This is a genomic window from Streptococcus sp. Marseille-P7375 (assembly GCF_902460365.1).
GTDB classification, from domain to species: domain Bacteria; phylum Bacillota; class Bacilli; order Lactobacillales; family Streptococcaceae; genus Streptococcus; species Streptococcus cristatus_I.
The window spans coordinates 145,364-163,784 of sequence record NZ_CABPTR010000002.1; the positions used below are offsets into that span (position 1 = coordinate 145,364).

General features: G+C 39.2%; 22 protein-coding genes, 1 tRNA gene and 1 pseudogene. 6 read left to right on the forward strand and 18 right to left on the reverse strand.

Annotated elements, in window-relative coordinates; genetic code table 11:
- Window positions 1-91: 91 nt before the first annotated feature.
- The 12 genes from FZ954_RS06080 to FZ954_RS06130 all read right to left on the reverse strand — a co-directional run bounded on the left by FZ954_RS06080 (window position 92) and on the right by FZ954_RS06130 (window position 8,339).
- Window positions 92-691 carry a response regulator transcription factor gene (locus FZ954_RS06080; protein ID WP_148877736.1) on the reverse strand — a complete coding sequence of 200 codons (600 nt, stop codon included), beginning with the start codon at window positions 689-691 and terminating at the stop codon, window positions 92-94.
- Window positions 688-1,794: a sensor histidine kinase gene (locus tag FZ954_RS06085; RefSeq protein ID WP_148877737.1), complete on the reverse strand. Its 1,107-nt coding sequence runs from the start codon at window positions 1,792-1,794 to the stop codon at window positions 688-690. The genes FZ954_RS06080 and FZ954_RS06085 overlap by 4 nt, the downstream gene beginning before the upstream one ends.
- Before the next feature lie 4 nt (window positions 1,795-1,798).
- Window positions 1,799-2,533 (reverse strand): ABC transporter permease, encoded by a 735-nt coding sequence (locus FZ954_RS06090; protein WP_148877738.1) that lies wholly within the window; start codon window positions 2,531-2,533, stop codon window positions 1,799-1,801.
- An 11-nt stretch (window positions 2,534-2,544) separates the two neighbouring features.
- On the reverse strand, window positions 2,545-3,420 hold the full coding sequence (locus FZ954_RS06095) for an ABC transporter ATP-binding protein (protein ID WP_148877739.1): 876 nt from the start codon (window positions 3,418-3,420) through the stop codon (window positions 2,545-2,547).
- Complete coding sequence (locus FZ954_RS06100; protein WP_148877740.1) at window positions 3,407-3,601, reverse strand: hypothetical protein; 195 nt, start codon at window positions 3,599-3,601, stop codon at window positions 3,407-3,409. Before FZ954_RS06100 ends, FZ954_RS06095 begins: the two co-directional genes overlap by 14 nt.
- A 2-nt stretch (window positions 3,602-3,603) precedes the next feature.
- Window positions 3,604-3,780, reverse strand: a complete 177-nt coding sequence (locus tag FZ954_RS11750; protein ID WP_187423338.1) for a hypothetical protein — start codon at window positions 3,778-3,780, stop codon at window positions 3,604-3,606.
- 147 nt (window positions 3,781-3,927) lie between these two features.
- Entirely contained in the window at window positions 3,928-4,518 is a 591-nt protein-coding gene (locus FZ954_RS06105; RefSeq protein WP_048766462.1) for an SP0191 family lipoprotein, read from the reverse strand.
- Between the two features lie 201 nt (window positions 4,519-4,719).
- The gene (locus FZ954_RS06110; protein WP_045500682.1) at window positions 4,720-6,384 is read right to left on the reverse strand and encodes a DAK2 domain-containing protein; all 1,665 of its coding nucleotides are present in this window, start codon (window positions 6,382-6,384) and stop codon (window positions 4,720-4,722) included.
- 2 nt (window positions 6,385-6,386) lie between these two features.
- The gene (locus FZ954_RS06115) at window positions 6,387-6,752 is read right to left on the reverse strand and encodes an Asp23/Gls24 family envelope stress response protein (RefSeq protein WP_005591747.1); all 366 of its coding nucleotides are present in this window, start codon (window positions 6,750-6,752) and stop codon (window positions 6,387-6,389) included.
- 145 nt (window positions 6,753-6,897) lie between these two features.
- Complete coding sequence (gene rpmB / locus FZ954_RS06120) at window positions 6,898-7,086, reverse strand: 50S ribosomal protein L28 (protein ID WP_001140948.1); 189 nt, start codon at window positions 7,084-7,086, stop codon at window positions 6,898-6,900.
- 135 nt (window positions 7,087-7,221) lie between these two features.
- On the reverse strand, window positions 7,222-7,887 hold the full coding sequence (locus FZ954_RS06125; RefSeq protein WP_148877741.1) for a LiaF transmembrane domain-containing protein: 666 nt from the start codon (window positions 7,885-7,887) through the stop codon (window positions 7,222-7,224).
- 5 nt (window positions 7,888-7,892) lie between these two features.
- Window positions 7,893-8,339 (reverse strand): LytTR family DNA-binding domain-containing protein, encoded by a 447-nt coding sequence (locus FZ954_RS06130; RefSeq protein WP_015605723.1) that lies wholly within the window; start codon window positions 8,337-8,339, stop codon window positions 7,893-7,895.
- Between the two features lie 404 nt (window positions 8,340-8,743).
- Here FZ954_RS06130 and FZ954_RS06135 point away from each other — a divergent pair, with 404 nt between their 5' ends.
- A complete protein-coding gene (locus FZ954_RS06135; RefSeq protein WP_005591744.1) occupies window positions 8,744-9,007 on the forward strand; it encodes a SemiSWEET family transporter in 264 nt (87 codons plus the stop codon).
- Window positions 9,008-9,059: 52 nt separating this feature from the next.
- Here FZ954_RS06135 and FZ954_RS06140 read toward each other — a convergent pair.
- Window positions 9,060-9,132 (reverse strand) — tRNA-Thr (locus FZ954_RS06140).
- Between the two features lie 241 nt (window positions 9,133-9,373).
- Between FZ954_RS06140 and FZ954_RS06145 the strand changes: the two genes are divergently transcribed.
- The 3 genes from FZ954_RS06145 (at window position 9,374) to FZ954_RS06155 (ending at window position 10,795) form a co-directional block, all read left to right on the forward strand.
- A complete protein-coding gene (locus tag FZ954_RS06145) occupies window positions 9,374-9,826 on the forward strand; it encodes a DUF3290 family protein (RefSeq protein ID WP_148877742.1) in 453 nt (150 codons plus the stop codon).
- A complete protein-coding gene (locus FZ954_RS06150) occupies window positions 9,826-10,455 on the forward strand; it encodes a DUF421 domain-containing protein (protein ID WP_148877743.1) in 630 nt (209 codons plus the stop codon). Before FZ954_RS06145 ends, FZ954_RS06150 begins: the two co-directional genes overlap by 1 nt.
- A gap of 136 nt (window positions 10,456-10,591) precedes the next feature.
- Window positions 10,592-10,795: a CsbD family protein gene (locus FZ954_RS06155; RefSeq protein WP_148877744.1), complete on the forward strand. Its 204-nt coding sequence runs from the start codon at window positions 10,592-10,594 to the stop codon at window positions 10,793-10,795.
- A 340-nt stretch (window positions 10,796-11,135) separates the two neighbouring features.
- Here the strand turns inward: FZ954_RS06155 and FZ954_RS06165 are convergent, their stop codons facing one another.
- From FZ954_RS06165 to FZ954_RS06195, 5 genes and pseudogenes are all read right to left on the reverse strand, one after another.
- A complete protein-coding gene (locus FZ954_RS06165; RefSeq protein WP_262366231.1) occupies window positions 11,136-11,633 on the reverse strand; it encodes a GNAT family N-acetyltransferase in 498 nt (165 codons plus the stop codon).
- A 26-nt stretch (window positions 11,634-11,659) separates the two neighbouring features.
- Window positions 11,660-12,709: a DUF389 domain-containing protein gene (locus FZ954_RS06170; protein WP_148877746.1), complete on the reverse strand. Its 1,050-nt coding sequence runs from the start codon at window positions 12,707-12,709 to the stop codon at window positions 11,660-11,662.
- Between the two features lie 293 nt (window positions 12,710-13,002).
- Window positions 13,003-13,443 (reverse strand): annotated as a pseudogene (locus FZ954_RS06180) (ABC transporter); the annotation flags it as partial.
- A 543-nt stretch (window positions 13,444-13,986) separates the two neighbouring features.
- Window positions 13,987-14,934, reverse strand: coding sequence for an AEC family transporter (locus tag FZ954_RS06190; protein ID WP_148877749.1), 948 nt, complete (start codon window positions 14,932-14,934; stop codon window positions 13,987-13,989).
- A gap of 76 nt (window positions 14,935-15,010) precedes the next feature.
- Complete coding sequence (locus FZ954_RS06195; RefSeq protein ID WP_148877750.1) at window positions 15,011-16,636, reverse strand: malolactic enzyme; 1,626 nt, start codon at window positions 16,634-16,636, stop codon at window positions 15,011-15,013.
- Window positions 16,637-16,995: 359 nt separating this feature from the next.
- Between FZ954_RS06195 and FZ954_RS06200 the strand changes: the two genes are divergently transcribed.
- Together FZ954_RS06200 and FZ954_RS06205 are read left to right on the forward strand one after the other, a co-directional pair.
- Window positions 16,996-17,346: a helix-turn-helix domain-containing protein gene (locus FZ954_RS06200; protein ID WP_148877751.1), complete on the forward strand. Its 351-nt coding sequence runs from the start codon at window positions 16,996-16,998 to the stop codon at window positions 17,344-17,346.
- 127 nt (window positions 17,347-17,473) lie between these two features.
- Entirely contained in the window at window positions 17,474-18,352 is an 879-nt protein-coding gene (locus FZ954_RS06205; RefSeq protein ID WP_148877752.1) for a LysR family transcriptional regulator, read from the forward strand.
- Window positions 18,353-18,421 lie beyond the last annotated feature (69 nt).

Sequence of the window (18,421 nt, forward strand, 5' to 3'; positions counted from 1 at the left end):
AAAAATTGCAAGTATCGCGGATGTTTTTTTTCATTCTGATTGAAAAAGATAAAAAAATCCCGCTAAATCCGAATGTAGCGAGATAATTATTTTATATCCATCCTTGTTCTTGAGCAATTCGGACAGCTTCCGTACGATTGTCTGCTGCTAGCTTGGTCAGGATGGTCGACATATAGTTGCGAATAGTTCCATTTGATAAATAGAGTTTTTCAGCAATTTCTTTATTAGAAAGTCCAGTTGCTGCTGCTTCTAAGACTAGAAGCTCCTGATGAGAGAGGGGATTTTTATGAGTCATCAGCACTTCCATGAGTTCAGGTGAGTATTCTTTTTGTCCAGCCAAAACCGTGTGGATGGTTTTCATCAGATCCGCAATGCTACGTTCCTTGAGTACATAAGCATCAACATCCGCCTTAACCGCTCGCTCAAAATAGCCTGGCCGCTTAAAAGTTGTCACAATGATAACCTTGACAGTTGGCTGGTATTCCTTGATCCATTCTAGGACATCCAGCCCTGTCTGATAGGGCATTTCTACATCCAAGATAGCCACATCGACTGGATTGGTCTTGAGCAGTTCAACAGCTTCACGACCGTCTACCGCTTGAGAAACACTAGCAACATCCGGCTGCAACTGCAAGAGCTGGCAAAGGGCATCCCGCAGCATACTCTGATCTTCTGCTAATAATATCTTCATCGCTCGTCTCCTTTAATCCTATACGGCAAGAGCACGCGAATAATGGTTGGCTTGTGATTGCTGATGACCTCCACGCTACCGTCAAGCCCCTCCAAGCGCTCACGTACCGAATGCAAGTCTTGGCCCGTCACTTGCCTAAAGCCTCGGCCGTCATCTTCAACTTCCAAGATCAAATCTCGGCCCTGACTATACAAATCAATTCTGGACTTCTTGGCCTCCGCATGCTTGATAATATTGGTTGCCAATTCCAATAAAATCATACTAATGGTAAACTGTATTTCCGTAGGAATGCTGGCGACATTGAGCTGATTATGAAGCTCCAAATCAATATCACTCATCTCCAGCATGGTTCGGATTGTTACTAACTCTTCATCCAGCGTCCGCGTCTTGAGATTGTCTACAATCCGTCGAACATCAGCCATGGCCTGCTTACTGATCCGCCGCACTTCCTCCATCTCTTTCTCCGCCTGCTCGTAGGCCTTCATTTGCAGGAATTGCTGGGCCAACTCTGTCTTGACACTAAGCATGGCAAAGGTATGCCCTAGACTGTCATGTAAATCCCGTCCGATTCGATTGCGCTCATTTTCCGCTAGGAAGAGATTGAGCTGGGCATTCTGCTTACTTTTTTCTTCCTTGAGCTGTTCAGCAACTTGGATACGATGCAGACCTAGGGTCAAGAAATCCGAAAAGAGAAAGGTCGTTGAGAAAAGAATCAAATCACCTATACTTATTTGATTTTGAATATAAAACCCAAACAAAATAGACGGTTGGATAGCTAAGAAACTCCAGAAGCGCCAAGATGTAAAGGAAATTTCCTTATAATGATAAATTAGAAGATTGGACAAATAAAAAATATACCACACGAAGCCCCCATTCAGCCAAATGGAAGTGTAAAAAATGTAGGCAAGCATGATCCACCAGGACAGCGCCTGATAGAAAGGCTTTTTCTCTGTGAGGATGGTATAGTAAGCCACTATAAACAATGCTGTCCAAAGCAAAGTCAAAAGCGGGTATTCACCGCTGATGACACCCGCTATTGGAAAGATGATAAAGACCAGAGAAATATGAAACATATGATGTATGTTTTTGAACTTTTCCCACATAGAATTATTTAACCTCAATCCGTTTTTTGAGCTGAAGGACTAAAATGCTAAAGAAAATGGTGTAGGCTAGGACGATTAGCATGGCAGAGACATTCCAGTCATGGTGTTCCAAATAGGCAGAAACCACCTGCATGAGCTGGTAACTCGGAGTTAGCTTGCCGATAGATTGCAACCAGTCCGGAAACATAGTCAGTGGAAACCAAAGCCCACCCAAGACCGCTAAAGCCATATAAACGATATTGCCTACGACCGACATGAGCTGGGCACTGGGCAGGAGACTAACCAAGACGCCCATGGCGATAAAGACCATACTACCGACCAAAAGAATCAGGGCAATCGCCAGCCAGTCCATCATGGGCATATTGACTCCACGAACGAAATGTCCAACAGAGAAGACCACGATGATGGAAAGCAGAAAGGTCAACAAAGTACTGAAAAGCTTTGATATATAATATTCTACCATAGAAACGGGCGAATGCTGAATCAATTTTTGCCAGTTATTGGTCTTGTCCGACTGCAAGGTACTGGGAATACTGAAAAAGGCACTGGACATGATGCTAAAAACGGTCATAGAAAAGAGGTAGGTATGTAGCGCAAGCGTCGGCACATCAGAACCTGACATCATTCCTGAAAAGATCAGATAGAACACGCTGGGCAGACCGATAGAGAGCAGGTAGTAAGCCGCCTGCCGCTTCATTAAAATCAACTCCATTTTCATTAAACTAACCATATTTTTCATAATGCTCTCCTTTACTCTTGTGTCGTCTCAAAAATGCTATCCAGCAGGGTGCGATTGCGGACTTCGATTTCTTCAATCGTACAGCCATGCTCCTGCAGAATTTGCCAGACCTGACTGGCATCCTTGGTCGCAAAAGATAGAGCCTTTTGCTTGATTTCAATCTCTGTTACACCGGCTATCTTTTCCACGATTTCTTTATAGGAAAGGGGCAGAGTGAAGTGTTTTTCCTGCTCTTCCTTGCGCATAGCATAAGGCGTGGTGTCGCGGATGAGCTCTCCCTTATGGAGCACCAAAATCCTATCAGCCGTATGCTCCACTTCTTCAATATAGTGGGAAGAATAGACAATAGTCACACCTTGCTTCTTGAGCTGATCCACAATTTCCCAGAAATGCTGGCGCGTCGAGGTATCCATAGCAGATGTCGGTTCATCCAAGAAGAGAATCTTTGGACGGCCAATCAAGGCTAAAATAAAGGAGAAGAGGCGTTTTTGACCACCAGAGAGCTTGGAAGCTAGCTGGTTCTTCTGCTTGTCAGAAAAGCCCAACAAGGCATTGATTTCCTCTTCAGACAGGCTATTGGGATAGATGGATCGAAAGAAAGCGAGGAGTTCCTTGACTTTCAAATCTCCCACTACTGTATTTTCCTGAGGCAAAATGGCAACCATCTCCTTCAAACGATTATCCGTTGGCTTTAGCCCCTGAACTAGTGCTTGACCAGAAGTCAGGAATTTATCGCCTAGGAGACAATCTATCAGAGTTGTTTTGCCAGCTCCGTTGGGGCCAATCAGAGCCACACAATCCCCTTCTTCAATGTCAAAGGAAATGTGACGCAAGATTTCCTTCCCCCGAATGCTTTTAGATAGCTTTTTCACTTCAATCAATTTCATGATCTTCCTCCTTAATAAAATCATAGATGAGCGGCCAGATGACAAAGACAACTAGAATCACTCCCTCTACTCCCATATAAAATTGCTGGGGTAGAAATTCTAACAGAAAACCCGGTATCATTTGAAAACACCATACACCCATTGCAACTCCAATGAATAAGATGGACAAGTACTTTTTCATTTCTACTTTCTCCTCTTGCTTAACTTAGCCGCTTCCTTTAGGACATAGCTAGCCAGCCCCAAGCTAGCAAAAATCTCCCAAGGAAAGCGGTAAAGAGCTGCTCCGCTCATTCTCGCCAACTGATAAAACATCATCCCAACGAGACTCAAGACTGCTACTTTTATCAACCATATTTTCATGTAACTACTCCTGATTTCTTCATTTCTTACTTGTATTATAGACCTTCCTGCATCTTCCGACTAGATGATTTTGTCACTAGACCATATGACAAATGTCATGGTTTCTAGACAGCAAAAAAAGACGAGATAACTCGCCTTTATACACTCTTATTCTTCTTTCAAGCCGCCTAATTTCATACCTAAAATAAACATTGAAGGAGAGGTGTCTTTTATGTCATTAAGTCCCAAGTCTTTAAAGAAAGATAGGCTTGCTGCTTTCGCTACATCCATTTTCTCAAAATCCAGATCAACTATGGCCTGTAATTTCTTATCAGCTGTTACGGAGTATTCAATCGTCACTCCCTCCATATTCTTAGCTTCCACATAGTTTGGTTCTGATTCCATTCCTTCTCGAATAATAGCGGTCATTTCCTCTGGGCTCATAGTAGCTGCAGCACCACTGGCTTCTTCTGGCAAATTACTCAACAGCTCCATTCGAAGTTTCAAGAGTTTGTCTCCTCGATAGGTCACCGTATCACGATGATGGATGCCTTTGAGGTCTCCGACCAAGGTTTTAGAGACAATAGCTGTACTTTCAGAAGAAGCACTCGTAGAGGAGTCACTTGAGCTGGAACTTGAGCTCGTTTCAGCGACTCTTGATTCAGCTGGAACCTTTGGACGATGCTTGCCAAATTTCGGAACTACACATCCTGTCAATAATACAGAAGCAGAAATAACTAGAATAAATAACTTTTTCATAGTACACCTTTTCTTTTTATTTTTTCCAGTATACCATAATGCCACTATCTTGTCTAAAGCTTGCATATAAAAAAATCAAAGAGGCTGGGGCAAAAGTCCTAGCCTCTCAATTGCCTTTGGATTGTCGAGCAAAGACGCAGTGGTTGAGTGGGCTCTACTAAGCTGATTTCATCAACTTTTACAGTCCCACTCCCAAATAAATTATTCTACACTAAAAATATATGGATACACTGGCTGATTTCCTTGGTGGATCTCAACTTCTAGATCTTCATATTCTTCCATCAGATCTTGAGCCAAGCCATTTGCTAATTCCTCGTCACCATCTTCACCGATATAGATGGAAACAATCTCACTGTCTTCATCCAACATCTTCGCAAAGGTTGCTTTTAAAGTTGTTAACATATCTGGATTTGACACAAGGATTTTGCCATCAACCATACCCAAGTTATCATTTTCATGGATTTCGAGGCCATCAATGGTCGTATCACGAACTGCAGTCGTAATGCTACCGCTGACCACGTCGCTCAAGGCAGCTGTCATTCGCTCATGGTTCTCTTCGATGGTTTTTCCACTATCAAAGGCCAAAAGGCTTGTCAAACCTTGAGGAAGCGTGCGTGTTTCAATCACTGTCGTTGGTTGCTCAAGCACTTCCGCTGCAGATTGGGCCGCCATGAAGATATTTTTATTGTTAGGTAGGAAAATGATATTGCGCGCATTAACCTGGTCAACAGCCTTGATAAAGTCCTCTGTAGAAGGATTCATAGTCTGACCACCAGAAATGATATAGTCCACACCCTGAGCCTTGAAGATTTCAGCAAGGCCGTCACCAGCTACCACGGCGATAATAGCGTATTCTTTTTCTTCAGCTGGCTTGGTAGCTTTTTCTTCCTTCTCAAGCTGGGCTTCGTGCTGGTTGCGCATATTGTCCACTTTTACCTTGACAAGGCTACCATACTTCAGTCCTTCTTGCATGACCAGACCTGGATCTTCTGTATGGACGTGGACTTTCACGATTTCATCATCATTAACTACCAGCAAGGAATCCCCAAGCTCATTCAAATAATTACGGAATTCATCATAGTCAAAGTCCTTGACATAGGTTGGTCCTTGCTTCAAAGCCACCATGATTTCTGTACAATAACCAAAAGTGATGTCTTCTGTCGCCACATGGCCTGCTACAGATTTGTGGTGTTCAGCATTGATCATCTCAGTCATCGTAGCCGGAGTCGCTTGAAAATCTTCTGATGCGATATATTCGCCAGTCAGGGCAGAAAGGAAACCTTCATAGATAAAGACCAAACCTTGACCACCAGAGTCCACAACACCAACTTCCTTGAGAACTGGTAACATATCTGGCGTTTTAGCAAGGGCAGCCTTTGCTCCTTCAAGAGCCGCTTTCATAACTTCGACAGCATCATTTGTCGCTTCAGCTTTCTTTTTAGCACCGATGGCCGCACCACGAGAAACGGTCAAAATTGTTCCCTCAACTGGCTTCATAACAGCCTTATAGGCTACTTCTACACCAGATTGGAAGGCAAGAGCCAAAGCTTGTCCATCAAGCTCATCTTTTCCTTTTACGCTTTGTGAAAAACCACGGAAGAGCTGAGACGTGATAACACCAGAGTTCCCACGCGCACCCATCAAGAGTCCCTTAGCAAAGATAGCTGCTACTTCACCAACTGTTGAAGCTGACTTATCAGCTACTTCTTTGGCACCATTTTCAATGGTCATCCCCATGTTTGTCCCAGTATCTCCATCTGGTACTGGGAAAACATTTAAAGAATTGACATATTCAGCCTGTTTATTTAAACGAGTTGATGCCGCCTGCACCATTTCTTGAAATAAACTAGTAGTAATATTTGACACGATTATTCTCCTACAACTTTAATATTTTGGATATAGACATTCACTGTGTGGGCAGTGATCCCAAGTTGATTTTCCAAACTAAACTTAACGCGTTCTTGGATATTTTTGGAAACTTCACTGATTTTAATGCCGTAGCTCAAAACGGTATAAACATCAACTGCAATACCACCATCCTCAGATGTTTTTACTACCACACCCTTGGCATAGTTTTCTTTACCCAAAAGAGCTTGAAAGTTATCTTTAATTGCATTTTTGCTGGCCATTCCAACCACACCAAAAATTTCGGTTGCTGCGCCGCCAACGATTGTCGCAATCACGTCATCAGTCAGCTCAATTTGACCATCTTTTGTATTGATTTTTACAGTCATCACTTGTACCTCAAAAGTATTTTATAGTTTATTTTACCATATTTTAGACAGGGTGTAAAAGAGGAAGGACAGAAATAAACTGTCTAGTCTGAAAATTCAACAACAAAAAAGGGAAGGAATAAATCTTTCCAATCCCTTTCATGTATTAAACGCGTTCAACTTTACCTGACTTAAGCGCGCGAGCTGAAGCCCAAACTTTTTTAGGTTTTCCGTCGATCAAAACAGTAACTTTTTGAAGATTTGGTTTAACAGCGCGTTTTGTTTGGTTCATCGCGTGAGAGCGGTTGTTTCCAGATACAGTCTTACGACCTGTAAAGTAACATACTTTAGCCATTAGTGTGTTTCCTCCTATTAGATCTAATATTACGGATGTGCTAGCACCACATACCGTACTATATTATCAAAAAACTTGGCGTTTGGCAAGTACATTTTCCCAAACTTTACAATTTCTAATCAATAATCCGTTTTCTTAGATGTAAACAATCTTCAAAGAGCCAAAGGCAACATTGCCGCGCACATATAAAGTCTTGTCTTTCTCATTGACATTATGCGGATTGACCACTGTACCGAAAGCATTGTCCACATTTAGCTCTACTTGCCAGTTACTTGGGATGTAAAGCGTCGCACTACCGAAGGCTACTTCCACATCAAAACTAGCAGAATCGCCTAAAATTCTGGCATTATCAAAATATACAGTCGCACTACCAAAAACACATTCTACTTTATCATGGACGAAATTCTCCGAATTGATATAGCGAGTGCCGCTGCCAAAAGAAATCTCTCCTTCCGTTGTAGACAAGCCCTTTCTAGACAAATAACGAACACCCCAGATCCTTCTTGGCTTGAAAATCATGTTAAGCCCAATGCAGGCCAAAACACCACCCATTACCAAGGTGCCTGTAGAGATTGCCAAGAAGTGATAGACAGAATTAGCAATTATCAGAGCAATAATCGTCATGATCAGGGCAGCACCAAAATCTTGCTCCAAGAAATTTTCCAAAGCAAAATACGCAAACATACCGACCAAAAGCAGAGGCCAGATATTAAAATTAAACATAGGAATACCAAAGTTTCCCTGAAGCAAAATCCAGCCGGCTAAAACCAAAAAACCGACGCCTAGAATTGTTTTTTTCATGATGATTACCTCACTTCACTTAACTTTTCTTTTAGTAGTTGATAATAATGCCTTGAAACATGCACTTTTTTATGCGTTTCAGAAAACTGGACGGAACTGGTACCTGAGAAAGACTTTTCTAGAGAATAAATCGCCCTAGCATTAGCAATGGTTGACTTGGAAATTCTGCAAAAATAGCGAGGCAGCAACTCCTCCAGCTCATAGAGTTTCAACTTGACCTCGTAGGCATCATTGCGCGCGTGGGCAAAGATTTTGGCTCCGTCCGTCTCGAAAAAGAGGATCTCCGCCAAGTCCACAAAATATTCACTATTTTCCTTGTAAAAGAGAATGGCTGGAGCAGTCGCTTCATTCAAAGCATCTTGAATCTTCTGAATCCTCTCATCAATCCGCGATACTCGAATCACCAATTCTGTATCAGCCAAACGATCGTCTAGCTCAATCCGAACCTTCATAAGCACTCCTCCCCTCTTTCTATCTTCATTATAACAATTTCTTGAAAAGAAACAAGGGACTTTCAGTAAGTGGTCAATATGGGCTGGTAAGTGGTTATTTTAAAAGATTAAAATGAAATAAAAAATCTTGAATTTTCCCAGCATAAGGCTTCAAAGAAATTAATCATTACCCATTTTTATCAACACGACAATACTGATTTACTACTATTTCTATGATCATAAGCTCTCTATCCAGCCTAACAATGGATAAACCAGGTATGAACAATTCTAACGCTACTTCTCAAACCACACTTGGCTCTTTCTCTTAGTTTTAGATAAAAACTAAAACTTATTCTCCATACTGGCTTACGTCTCATTTGACAATTTTTTCCGTTTTGATATAATGGACGTTCAGGAGGTATCGTATGTCAAAACAAAAAATTAATCGTTTTGTCGGATCTATTGGAGCTTTTATTGGAATTCTTGTATTCGTCGCTTATATTCCACAAATTATCGCAAACTTACAAGGATCCAAAGCTCAACCTTTCCAACCACTATTCGCAGCGGTTTCTTGCCTGATTTGGGTTATCTACGGTTGGACAAAAGAACCTAAAAAAGACTGGATCCTCATTATTCCCAATGCTGCGGGAGTGATATTAGGTGGCCTAACTTTTCTTACTTCTTTATAAGAATTATATAAACAAAACCAGCAACCCCATAAAAAGGTGCTGGTTTTCTTTCTGCCGATTGCAGGGATCGAACCTGTGACCTACGCGTTACGAGTGCGTTGCTCTACCAACTGAGCTAAATCGGCCTCTACCTGTCTCCTATTCTAGCACTCTGAATGATTTTGTCAAGTTCTATTGGCAGTTTGGAAACTCGAATGAAGCAAATATTTTACCTGAGAATATACAGTATCTTTTTGAAAGATCACCAGCAGTCAAACTCATATTTCAAACAAGTTCTAGAAAACCTTATTTTTCCGATATAAAGCTATTGATGTAGCCGCTAAATTGTTTTATAATAGCTTGAATTCAAAAAAAGTGAGGGATCTTATGAAATTCTATTCATATGACTATGTACTGAGTCAGATTAGCCAGCAGAATTGGGTGATGGTGATTGTATCAGCCTGCTTGGTTTTGGTGACGGGATTTTTCGCCTTTAAGGCCTATAAAGACAGACGAGGAAGTAAGTTTCGCGAACTGTCCATTATTTCTATCTTGACCTTAGTAGCCACTGTTTTGATTAGCATTACTAACTTCCAAAACAATCAGTCAAATGACAATCAATTCCGTAGCTCCTTGCATTTTATTGAGGTTGTCTCAAAAGAATTAGGCGTTGAGAAAGAAGAAGTCTACGTCAACACTTCAGCTACAACAGATGGAGCTATCATTAAGGTTGGCAAACAATTCTACCGTGCTATTAGCGGAACCGATCAGGATAGCTATTTATTAGAAAAAATGGAACTGTACAAATCAGACGTTGAACTCGTGGAGGTTGAAAAATAATGAGCTTTTTTATTACAATTGCGATTAAGTTAGCTTTGGGACTCGTTTCTCTCGTTTTTGTCATCAATATGACAGGTAAGGGAAATTTAGCACCAAGCTCTGCAACAGACCAAGTACAAAACTTTGTTCTCGGTGGCATTATCGGCGGGATCATCTACAATAGCTCCATTACTATCCTTCAATATGCAATCATCCTAATCATCTGGACTATTCTGATTTTGCTCTTAAAATGGCTGAACACCAATGTTTCCTACATCAAGCATCTGATTGATGGGAAGCCAACCATTATCATCAAAAACGGTAAACTAGATCCTGAAGCCTGTCGTTCAAAAGGGCTATCCGCATCAGACGTCGCTCTGAAATTACGCTCCCAAGGAGTCTTCCAACTGAAAGAAGTCAAAAGAGCCGTTATCGAGCAAAATGGTCAGTTGATTATCGTAAGAATTGGCGATGAAAATCCGAAATATCCAATCATTACCGATGGAGTTGTCCAACTTGAAATCTTAGAAACTATCGGCAAGTCAGAAGAATGGTTGATGACCGAATTACAAAAAGAAGGCTTTGAAAATGTCTCCGATATCTTCATTGCAGAATATGACAAAGGCGAAATTAATGTCGTGACTTATTAAAAATTATTTGTCATTTCGTAGCAGTTATTTGCTTTTTCTTAGTAAAGAGTCTATACTTGTATGTATTATCTCGCTTGAATGAGTATCAAACCGCATCCAACTTAGATAATACATTTAATAAAGGGAGGAAATTTCCATGTCAATCGAAGAAAAATTCAACCAAGCTAAAGGTTCTCTCAAAGAAGGATTGGGAAAACTTACTGGCGATACAAAAACTCAAGCAGAAGGCACTGCTGAAAAACTAGCTTCAAAAGCGAAAGAAGTTGCTGAAGACGCAAAAGGCGCTGTTGAAGGTGCTATCGAAGGCGTTAAAAACATTATCAAAAAAGACGAAGAATAATCATCATCTATCGTTCTTATAGAAAAACACTCTTATCCAATGCTTTTAGCAGAACTAGGGATGAGAGTGCTTTTTCTATATTGCTAAGGCATCGATTTTTCAGAAGAGAATAAAACTATCTCATGAATGTCAAACTAAGATACACAGGAGCCAGGTTAACAAAACAAGCTGGAGTTTCACTACAGCCTGTTTCTGGAGCCTTAACTCATAGTGATAAACAGGTAACAAAAGCATATGTAATTACAGCTGATTCGCTAATCAAACAGTTGATGAAAATTCTTGAATGTCTGCAAAGGTTGATAACTCCATCTATCCTGTCAGTAAACCGGGAATGATGATGTTATAGATTCATTATCTCAAATACCGCTGTATGAACCCACTCATTATTCATTTGTAGGTCATTTTCTATGATCCTACTAAAGGTGAAACCATTTTTTAAAAGCACTCTCTTAGAGGCCAGATTATCCGTTGCCGTTCCTGTAACAATTCTATTTAAACCATAAGTATGAAATGCCTTGTCTAAAACGAGTTTAACCGCTTCGCTGGCATAACCTAAATTAGTATATTTTTCTCCAATCCTATATCCAAGTTCTGCTGTTTTTCTATCGCTCCCTAAAACACTTAAATTGATTCTTCCGACCATCATGCCTTGCGAATCTCTAATAAGATGCATGTAGGTGTCATGATTTTCTTGTTCCATTAACAATTCCGCTGTAATTTTTTTAAAACCTTCTGGATCAAAATAGTTAGCTGGTCTGGGAGGTAAATTTCGCTCAAAATACTCCCGATTTTCTTTTTCAAAAGAATAGACATCTAGACTATTTTCTTCAGACAGCAACTCTAAACCTATTCAGTTCATCGTCCTCAATCCTTGTCTGCTTCATTTTCTTTTACGAGATCTTTTTGTGAATCTTTTTCAGAGAGTTTTTGATCGATATACTTGTCAATGGTTTCATAAAATTCCTTGGTCGCTTCACTATCTAATTTTGTCGAATTATGGACTTGATTGACTTTCAATTGAACAGATTGAATACCGTAAGAGGCTTGTTTTTGGCGAATTGTTTCTAATTCTTCTTCTGAAATCGGATCTCCAACGACCGTCAAGACCAATTCATTATTCCTTGACTTGTAGACTTGATTTATGACTGTATGATTGGCGAACTCTTTTCCTACAAACTGTTTGATCCCTTCTTTTCGCGCTTGATCCATCGTCAGAGTAACTGCTGAATAGCTGGCTGGAAGAACCAATAATACAATCAAGGAGATCAACCCAATTCTCATTTTAATATTTAGCTCTTTAAATGAACTTAAGGGAGATTTTCTCATCATAATTCTTGTTCCAACAATGTTGATTAGCATGATAAAGACACAGTTGATCAAGAAAAGATAAAGAGCCCCAAATAAAAATCGTACATTTTCATTAGCTAAACCATATCCTGCAGTGCAGATAGGTGGCATCAGAGCTGTTGCGATGGCTACTCCTGGTACGATATTGTTTGCTTCTTTTTTCCTTGAACCAATAAAACCTGCTATCCCACCAGCAATAGCAATGAGAACATCCCAAATGGTTGGAGAGGTTCGTGCAATCAACTCGCTACTTGCATAAGATAAGGGAGAAATCCAGAAATACAGAGTCGATACAAGCAAACTGACTAATACTTGAGTAAATAAAACCTCTAGAGATTGTTTGATTAAACGCGTATCAAAAATAGCTAAACCAAACCCCAGTCCAACAATCGGTGTCATAAGAGGGGAAATCAACATGGCTCCAATAATGACAGCTGTTGAATTCATATTTAGACCTATAGAGGCAATAAAAATCGCACACATCAAAATCACTGTATCTCTTAATCGAACATGAAGGTCATCATATAGTTTCTCGCGGAATTCACGTGTTGAATAGTTTCCGGACATTGGTTACTCCTTTTATTTCATATAATTTTTTCTGCCTGGATGATGGTAGAGAGACTTCTGTCCAATCTTACATATTTTTAATGCTCACCTGTCATTCTTTTGAAAATTATCCTTTAAGCATCCGTCAGTCTATCCTTAACATTATATCAAAAATTTTACAGTCTTTCTCTGCAAAAATATATCAATTTAAAAGATAGAGAAAGGAAGAAAATTTTGTTTCCTTATCCGAAAAAGAAAAAACGGTATCTCCTCTGTATGTTTATATTCTAGGCACTCTATTGCATTATTATTTTTTACATTTGAACAATCTTATGATAACTTCTTGAAGTAATCATAAAGATTAAAACATAGATGAGTGCAAAGATTCCACAGATTGATAAGGTTATCGTCAACATCATGGTCGCATCGACTACTCCAATGACCTTTAGAATCAAGCTCAACATATGATAAGCAAAGGCCAGATGGAGGAAGGCAAAGATTACAGGAAGAAAGAAAACGATCAAGATTTGCTTATTAATAGTTTGCTTGATCTGCTTTTGATCCAAACCAACCTTTTGCAAAATTACAAAGCGTTCGAGGTCTTCATATCCTTCAGAGATTTGTTTGTAGTAGATGACTAATACAGTACCGACCATAAAGATAATGGATAGGAAGATACCGATAAAGAAGAAGCCACCAAACATTGCATTGCCTTCTTGGCTATTATTTGCTTTACTAGATCCGTAAACAACGCTTTCCTGATTTTCAAAATGAAGCGATTGTTTATAAGGAGAGAACAAATCTTGTCCTCTCCAGAGTATGACTTTTGGTAACCCACTACAGTTGACAAAAATACCAGATGAGGTGTTTTTTAGCATGCCCTTTATGGATCAAAAAGTGTTAAAAATAAGACAGTAACCTCAGAATAGCTACTGTCTTATCTCTTTTTTTACTTAAAGCCTTGATAGAATTGACAAATGGTAGAAAAGAGCCTGAATTTGGTGTGAAAAGTGGTGTGAATTTTGTTAGAAAACGTCAAAAAACACCCCATGGTGTGAACCATGAAGTGTTGTAAATGCTGTATTATAGCTGGTTCTTAACGTTTTGAGAACTGGCTAGCTTTACGAGCTTTCTTAAGACCTGGTTTGGAAAGTATGGGTTTCAGTTGGACTAAAAACAGCGTATTATCAAGGCTTTTCAGAACGATATCTACTGATTAATTTCATAAAATTTGGATCAATATTTTTTAAATAAGGAAATTTCTTAACGCAGAACTTTCAATCCTATCCTCTTCCTTCTTATCCTAATAAAGTTTGTAATATTGGAATAACAACGATAAATAGAACCGTACTTAGAGTCACTACATTCGTAGAGAATTCCACATCTCCTTTTCCTTGATTAGCAAGGATTGGGAGAACAGCTAGAGCTGGTGTCGCGGACTGAATCATAAAGGTCTTAAATTCTACTGCCGCCATATTTGGGGCAAAGAACTTCAAGACAAGAAGCATGATTAGAGGAGCTAGGATAAAGCGTCCAACTAAAGTGACAATTGTATCTTTATCAAAAGCAATGGTATTCAAGCCTGCCTTAGCAAGAACGATACCAATATAAATCAGAGATAAGGGAGTGACGATATTTCCAACATAGGTTAAGGTGTTCGTTGCGAAATCTGGAATAGGAATTCGGAGAATCAAAACTATTAGAGCCACAAGAAAACCTACAAGCGGAGCTGGTAGCAATTTCTTCCAGTCAAATTTACTTGTCTTCTTGCTTTGACCCGATTTACTGTCGCTCGTCATCAAATACACGCCCAATGTCCAGGTGGAAATCGTATTGGTGATATAGTAAATTAAGAAATAAGGAAGAGCCTGATCCCCAAAAAGAGCAACATTTAAAGGTAAACCGATAAAAATAGTATTGGCATTAACAAAGGTATTAATCATGGTTCCTCGTCGTCCTGGACGGATCTTGAAAAGCATAACTGCAATATAAGCTACCATATATCCTAAGATAAAGGCCACAAAAGTATAAAGGAGGCCTCCAGAAAGACTGATTAGTTTATCTAGTGTTAGGTATTTCATCACCGACACAAAAATTGACGCTGGCAAGGCTACATTCATGATCAAACGAGACAGATTGGGACCAAAGTCATCTCCAAACCATCCCCTCACCTGAAGAATATACCCCAAAACAATAATAGCAATAATCGGAATGATACTCGTAATCGAGGTTAAAAAGAGTGACATAGGTATCCTTTCTAAATTTCTTAAGTCCACAGCCCATATAAATCTGTCGCTATAGAAGGATAGCAGCAGGAATGAATTATCTATACTCTGGATACCACTTCAAATCACGAACTGCTTTGGCCATATCTGTTTCCTTAGCACGTGCAAGACCTTGTTCTTGCGCTTTTTTAGCGACTGCTTCAGCTACTTTAATAGAAACATCTGCTACATACTTGAATGGTGGCAAGACAGGAGCTCCTGGTTGGCCTGGATTGACAATACCACTCAACGAATGAGCCGCCGCTCCAATCATTTCATCTGTTAAAAGACTTGCTTCAGAAGCCAGCATACCTAGACCAAGACCAGGGTAAATCAAGGCATTATTGGCTTGACCAATCACATAGTCTACACCTTTATAAGAGACCGTATCAGCAGGAATTCCTGTTGCGACAAAAGCTTTGCCATCTGACCATTCGATCAAATCTTTGGCGCTTGCTTCGGCCAGCTTGGTTGGATTTGATAATGGGAAGATCATTGGACGTTCAGTATTTTCGCACATAGCTTCTACTATTTCTTTAGTGAAGGTATTAGGTTGAGTTGAAGTTCCTACAAGAATGGTTGGCTTCACAGTCTTCACTACTTCAAGCAGGTCAGTCAACTTGTCTGCGTTACTAAAGTCGGCACGTTTCTTAGCAAACGGTTTTTGTTCAGGAGTTAGGTCATCCATGTCATCAAAGAGAAGACCTTGTTTATCAACCATAAAGAAACGTTTATAAGCTTCTTCTTCGGAAAGACCTTCACTCACCATTTCACGAAGAACACGAGAGGCAATTCCTGCACCCGCAGTACCACCACCATAGCAGAGATAAACTTGATCGGTTAATTTTTCACCACTAATATCCAATGAACCAAAGATACCACCTAAGGTAACAATTCCTGTACCTTGAATATCATCATTAAAGGTCGGAATTTGTTTCCTGTACTTTTCTAGAATATTCGCAGCATTCAAGCGACCGAAGTCTTCCCAGTGAAGGTAGAGTTTAGGAAAGAGACGTTCTGCTGTTTGAACGAATTGGTCAATGAAGTCGTAGTAACGATCTCCGCGGACCCGTTCGTGACGATTTCCTAAGTAATTAGGATTGTTACAAAGTTCTTCACGGTTAGTCCCTGCATCAATGACTAAAGGAAGGACCATAGAAGGATCGATTCCAGCAGCGCCAGTATAGACCATCAATTTCCCAACAGAAATATCGACACCATTTGTTCCCCAGTCTCCAATTCCAAGGATTCCTTCTGCATCTGTTACAACAATGAGACGAATCTCGCGATCACCAGCAGCATTTTTCAAAGTGGCTTCAATATTTTCAGGATGATTGATATCAAGATATCCCGCATATTGGGGATCTACAAAGAGATCACTATAGCCTTCAATGGTATCTGCAATGGTTGGATCGTATACAATTGGATTGAATTCTTCCAAATGTTGAGAAAAGAGATAATAGAAAAGAGTACGGTTGGTATTAAAAATTTCCATTAGGAAAAGACGTTTTTCCAAATCATTTACTTTTGTTTGCATTTGTGCATAAGTTTGCGCCGCTTGTTCTTCAATGGTTTGAACATAAGGTGGCAATAAACCAATAAGACCTAGTTCCTTTCGCTCCTCTAAGGTAAAGGCAGTACCTTTATTGAGGAAAGGGTTGTTTAAAATATCATGTGCAGTCATAGTGCAACCTCCTTTTTGATAATATTATACCACTTGATATGTATTTTGATACGAACTTTGTTATTTAAAAAATACAATCGTTAGTGTATATGTTATAATGAGTCTAGAAGTAAAGTGCTTTTGAAAACTCTTTATTCTGTAGGTTATTACTCAAAGCACCATTTTGTGATTCTTTAACCTCTTTATGTTATAAATTTCAATACTCGGTAATCGCTCTTTACCATAGGACAAATAGAGCCATACCAAAATATAAATTGATAAAGCAAATTACAATAGATAAATATCATTTAAGTTTTTTATACAATACTTCGTATTTTTTAAGGTGTTTTTTTGTCATACAAAACTTGTATTCTATTTATATGACAACTAAAAACTATTTACAACAATATATTTCCAAAAAGGTGAAATATTTTCGAACACAAAACAAAATAAGCCAGGAAGAACTTTCGGAACAAGCGGGACTTGGGCTTAAGTATATCAACCAACTAGAAAACCAAAATGTGAATCTGACCATTCACAGTCTTGAAAAAGTGATTGACGCCCTAGAGATGACCCCAGAGGAATTTTTCAATTTTGATAGCCTTGAATCAACCTCTGATAAGACTGACAATCTTTCACTCAAAAGAATCAACATGAAGATTAAACAACTTCCTACTGATAAACGAGAAAAGATGTTAGCTATTTTCGAAAGTATATTAGACAATCTCTGATACTCCTGACTCATCTACATTGTAACTGGTGAAGGTCCGTATAGTCAAATTCAATGATACAGATAAAAATCATTTATCTGGTGATTTTCGCTTTTTTTCCTTCTCCAACTAATGAAAGTGAGCCTATATGAATTTAAAAGATCTACAATATTTTTATGACCTCTGCCAGCTTCAATCCTATACAGAAGTAGCAAAACAACACAAAGTCAGCCAACCATCTATTTCTTATGCCATCAAGCGCTTAGAGGAATCTTTTAATTGCAAATTGATTCACCATGATCCTTCACATCGCTCCTTTAAACTAACTAATCAAGGACAAATCCTTCTGAAGCATACAGAACTGATTTTACCTGAGGTCATTTCTACTCGCAAAGAAATTGATCGCTCTTTGGCGCATTGCTCTACTGTAGGATTCCCTCCTATTATCATTCAGTATCTTTTCACTGTCTTAAATAAAGAAACTGAATTTGATTTTTTAAAAAAGGTACGTCCTATTCGTGGTGGATCCGTAGAATTATTAAACCTTCTCCTTAAGGGAGAATTAGATGCGAGCTTACTCGGATTGATTGAACCACTCAATCATCCTTCAATAGAGACGCATGAACTCTTTCATAAAGAACTTTATGTCGTTTTATCTAAGAACCATCCTCTTGCTACTGCTCCTTCCCTCACTTTTGAAGAATTAGTAGATCAATCCTTTATACTCTTAGACGAACACTTTGTTCACCTGAAAGCTTTTGAACTACTTAATCAAAAGTATCAAAACAAGGCAGAAATATTCTTTAAGAGTGACGACATTATCATTATTAAAGAACTTTTAAAGAAAGGGATTGGCGTTAGTTTACTGGCTGATATCGCACTTTCTGATGAAGATGATGATTTAATAAAAATCCCTCTAATACCGGAGGACCGGATAACATTTACAGTTTATTACGCTTATCTCAAATCAGCTACGCCATCATCAGAAGTAGAGGCCTTATTTAATTTCATTAAATCATATGAATAGAAAAAAACTCTAACTATCAACTACCTGATAGCTAGAGTTTTTTACATTATAGGTATTAGACTAAAGTAC

What these genes read in the sequence shown, in the direction of transcription:
- FZ954_RS06125 (WP_148877741.1), bottom strand. Translation starts at nt 7,887, where the DNA reads ATGAAAAAAACAATTCTAGGCGTCGGTTTTTTGGTTTTAGCCGGCTGG.
- FZ954_RS06080 (WP_148877736.1), bottom strand. Translation starts at nt 691, where the DNA reads ATGAAGATATTATTAGCAGAAGATCAGAGTATGCTGCGGGATGCCCTT.
- FZ954_RS06115 (WP_005591747.1), bottom strand. Translation starts at nt 6,752, where the DNA reads ATGACTGTAAAAATCAATACAAAAGATGGTCAAATTGAGCTGACTGAT.
- FZ954_RS06085 (WP_148877737.1), bottom strand. Translation starts at nt 1,794, where the DNA reads ATGTGGGAAAAGTTCAAAAACATACATCATATGTTTCATATTTCTCTG.
- FZ954_RS06205 (WP_148877752.1), top strand. Translation starts at nt 17,474, where the DNA reads ATGAATTTAAAAGATCTACAATATTTTTATGACCTCTGCCAGCTTCAA.
- FZ954_RS06095 (WP_148877739.1), bottom strand. Translation starts at nt 3,420, where the DNA reads ATGAAATTGATTGAAGTGAAAAAGCTATCTAAAAGCATTCGGGGGAAG.
- FZ954_RS06105 (WP_048766462.1), bottom strand. Translation starts at nt 4,518, where the DNA reads ATGAAAAAGTTATTTATTCTAGTTATTTCTGCTTCTGTATTATTGACA.
- FZ954_RS06100 (WP_148877740.1), bottom strand. Translation starts at nt 3,601, where the DNA reads ATGAAAAAGTACTTGTCCATCTTATTCATTGGAGTTGCAATGGGTGTA.
- FZ954_RS06090 (WP_148877738.1), bottom strand. Translation starts at nt 2,533, where the DNA reads ATGAAAAATATGGTTAGTTTAATGAAAATGGAGTTGATTTTAATGAAG.
- FZ954_RS06200 (WP_148877751.1), top strand. Translation starts at nt 16,996, where the DNA reads ATGACAACTAAAAACTATTTACAACAATATATTTCCAAAAAGGTGAAA.
- FZ954_RS06190 (WP_148877749.1), bottom strand. Translation starts at nt 14,934, where the DNA reads ATGTCACTCTTTTTAACCTCGATTACGAGTATCATTCCGATTATTGCT.
- FZ954_RS06170 (WP_148877746.1), bottom strand. Translation starts at nt 12,709, where the DNA reads ATGTCCGGAAACTATTCAACACGTGAATTCCGCGAGAAACTATATGAT.
- FZ954_RS11750 (WP_187423338.1), bottom strand. Translation starts at nt 3,780, where the DNA reads ATGAAAATATGGTTGATAAAAGTAGCAGTCTTGAGTCTCGTTGGGATG.
- FZ954_RS06150 (WP_148877743.1), top strand. Translation starts at nt 9,826, where the DNA reads ATGAGCTTTTTTATTACAATTGCGATTAAGTTAGCTTTGGGACTCGTT.
- FZ954_RS06155 (WP_148877744.1), top strand. Translation starts at nt 10,592, where the DNA reads ATGTCAATCGAAGAAAAATTCAACCAAGCTAAAGGTTCTCTCAAAGAA.
- FZ954_RS06135 (WP_005591744.1), top strand. Translation starts at nt 8,744, where the DNA reads ATGTCAAAACAAAAAATTAATCGTTTTGTCGGATCTATTGGAGCTTTT.
- FZ954_RS06130 (WP_015605723.1), bottom strand. Translation starts at nt 8,339, where the DNA reads ATGAAGGTTCGGATTGAGCTAGACGATCGTTTGGCTGATACAGAATTG.
- rpmB (WP_001140948.1), bottom strand. Translation starts at nt 7,086, where the DNA reads ATGGCTAAAGTATGTTACTTTACAGGTCGTAAGACTGTATCTGGAAAC.
- FZ954_RS06195 (WP_148877750.1), bottom strand. Translation starts at nt 16,636, where the DNA reads ATGACTGCACATGATATTTTAAACAACCCTTTCCTCAATAAAGGTACT.
- FZ954_RS06145 (WP_148877742.1), top strand. Translation starts at nt 9,374, where the DNA reads ATGAAATTCTATTCATATGACTATGTACTGAGTCAGATTAGCCAGCAG.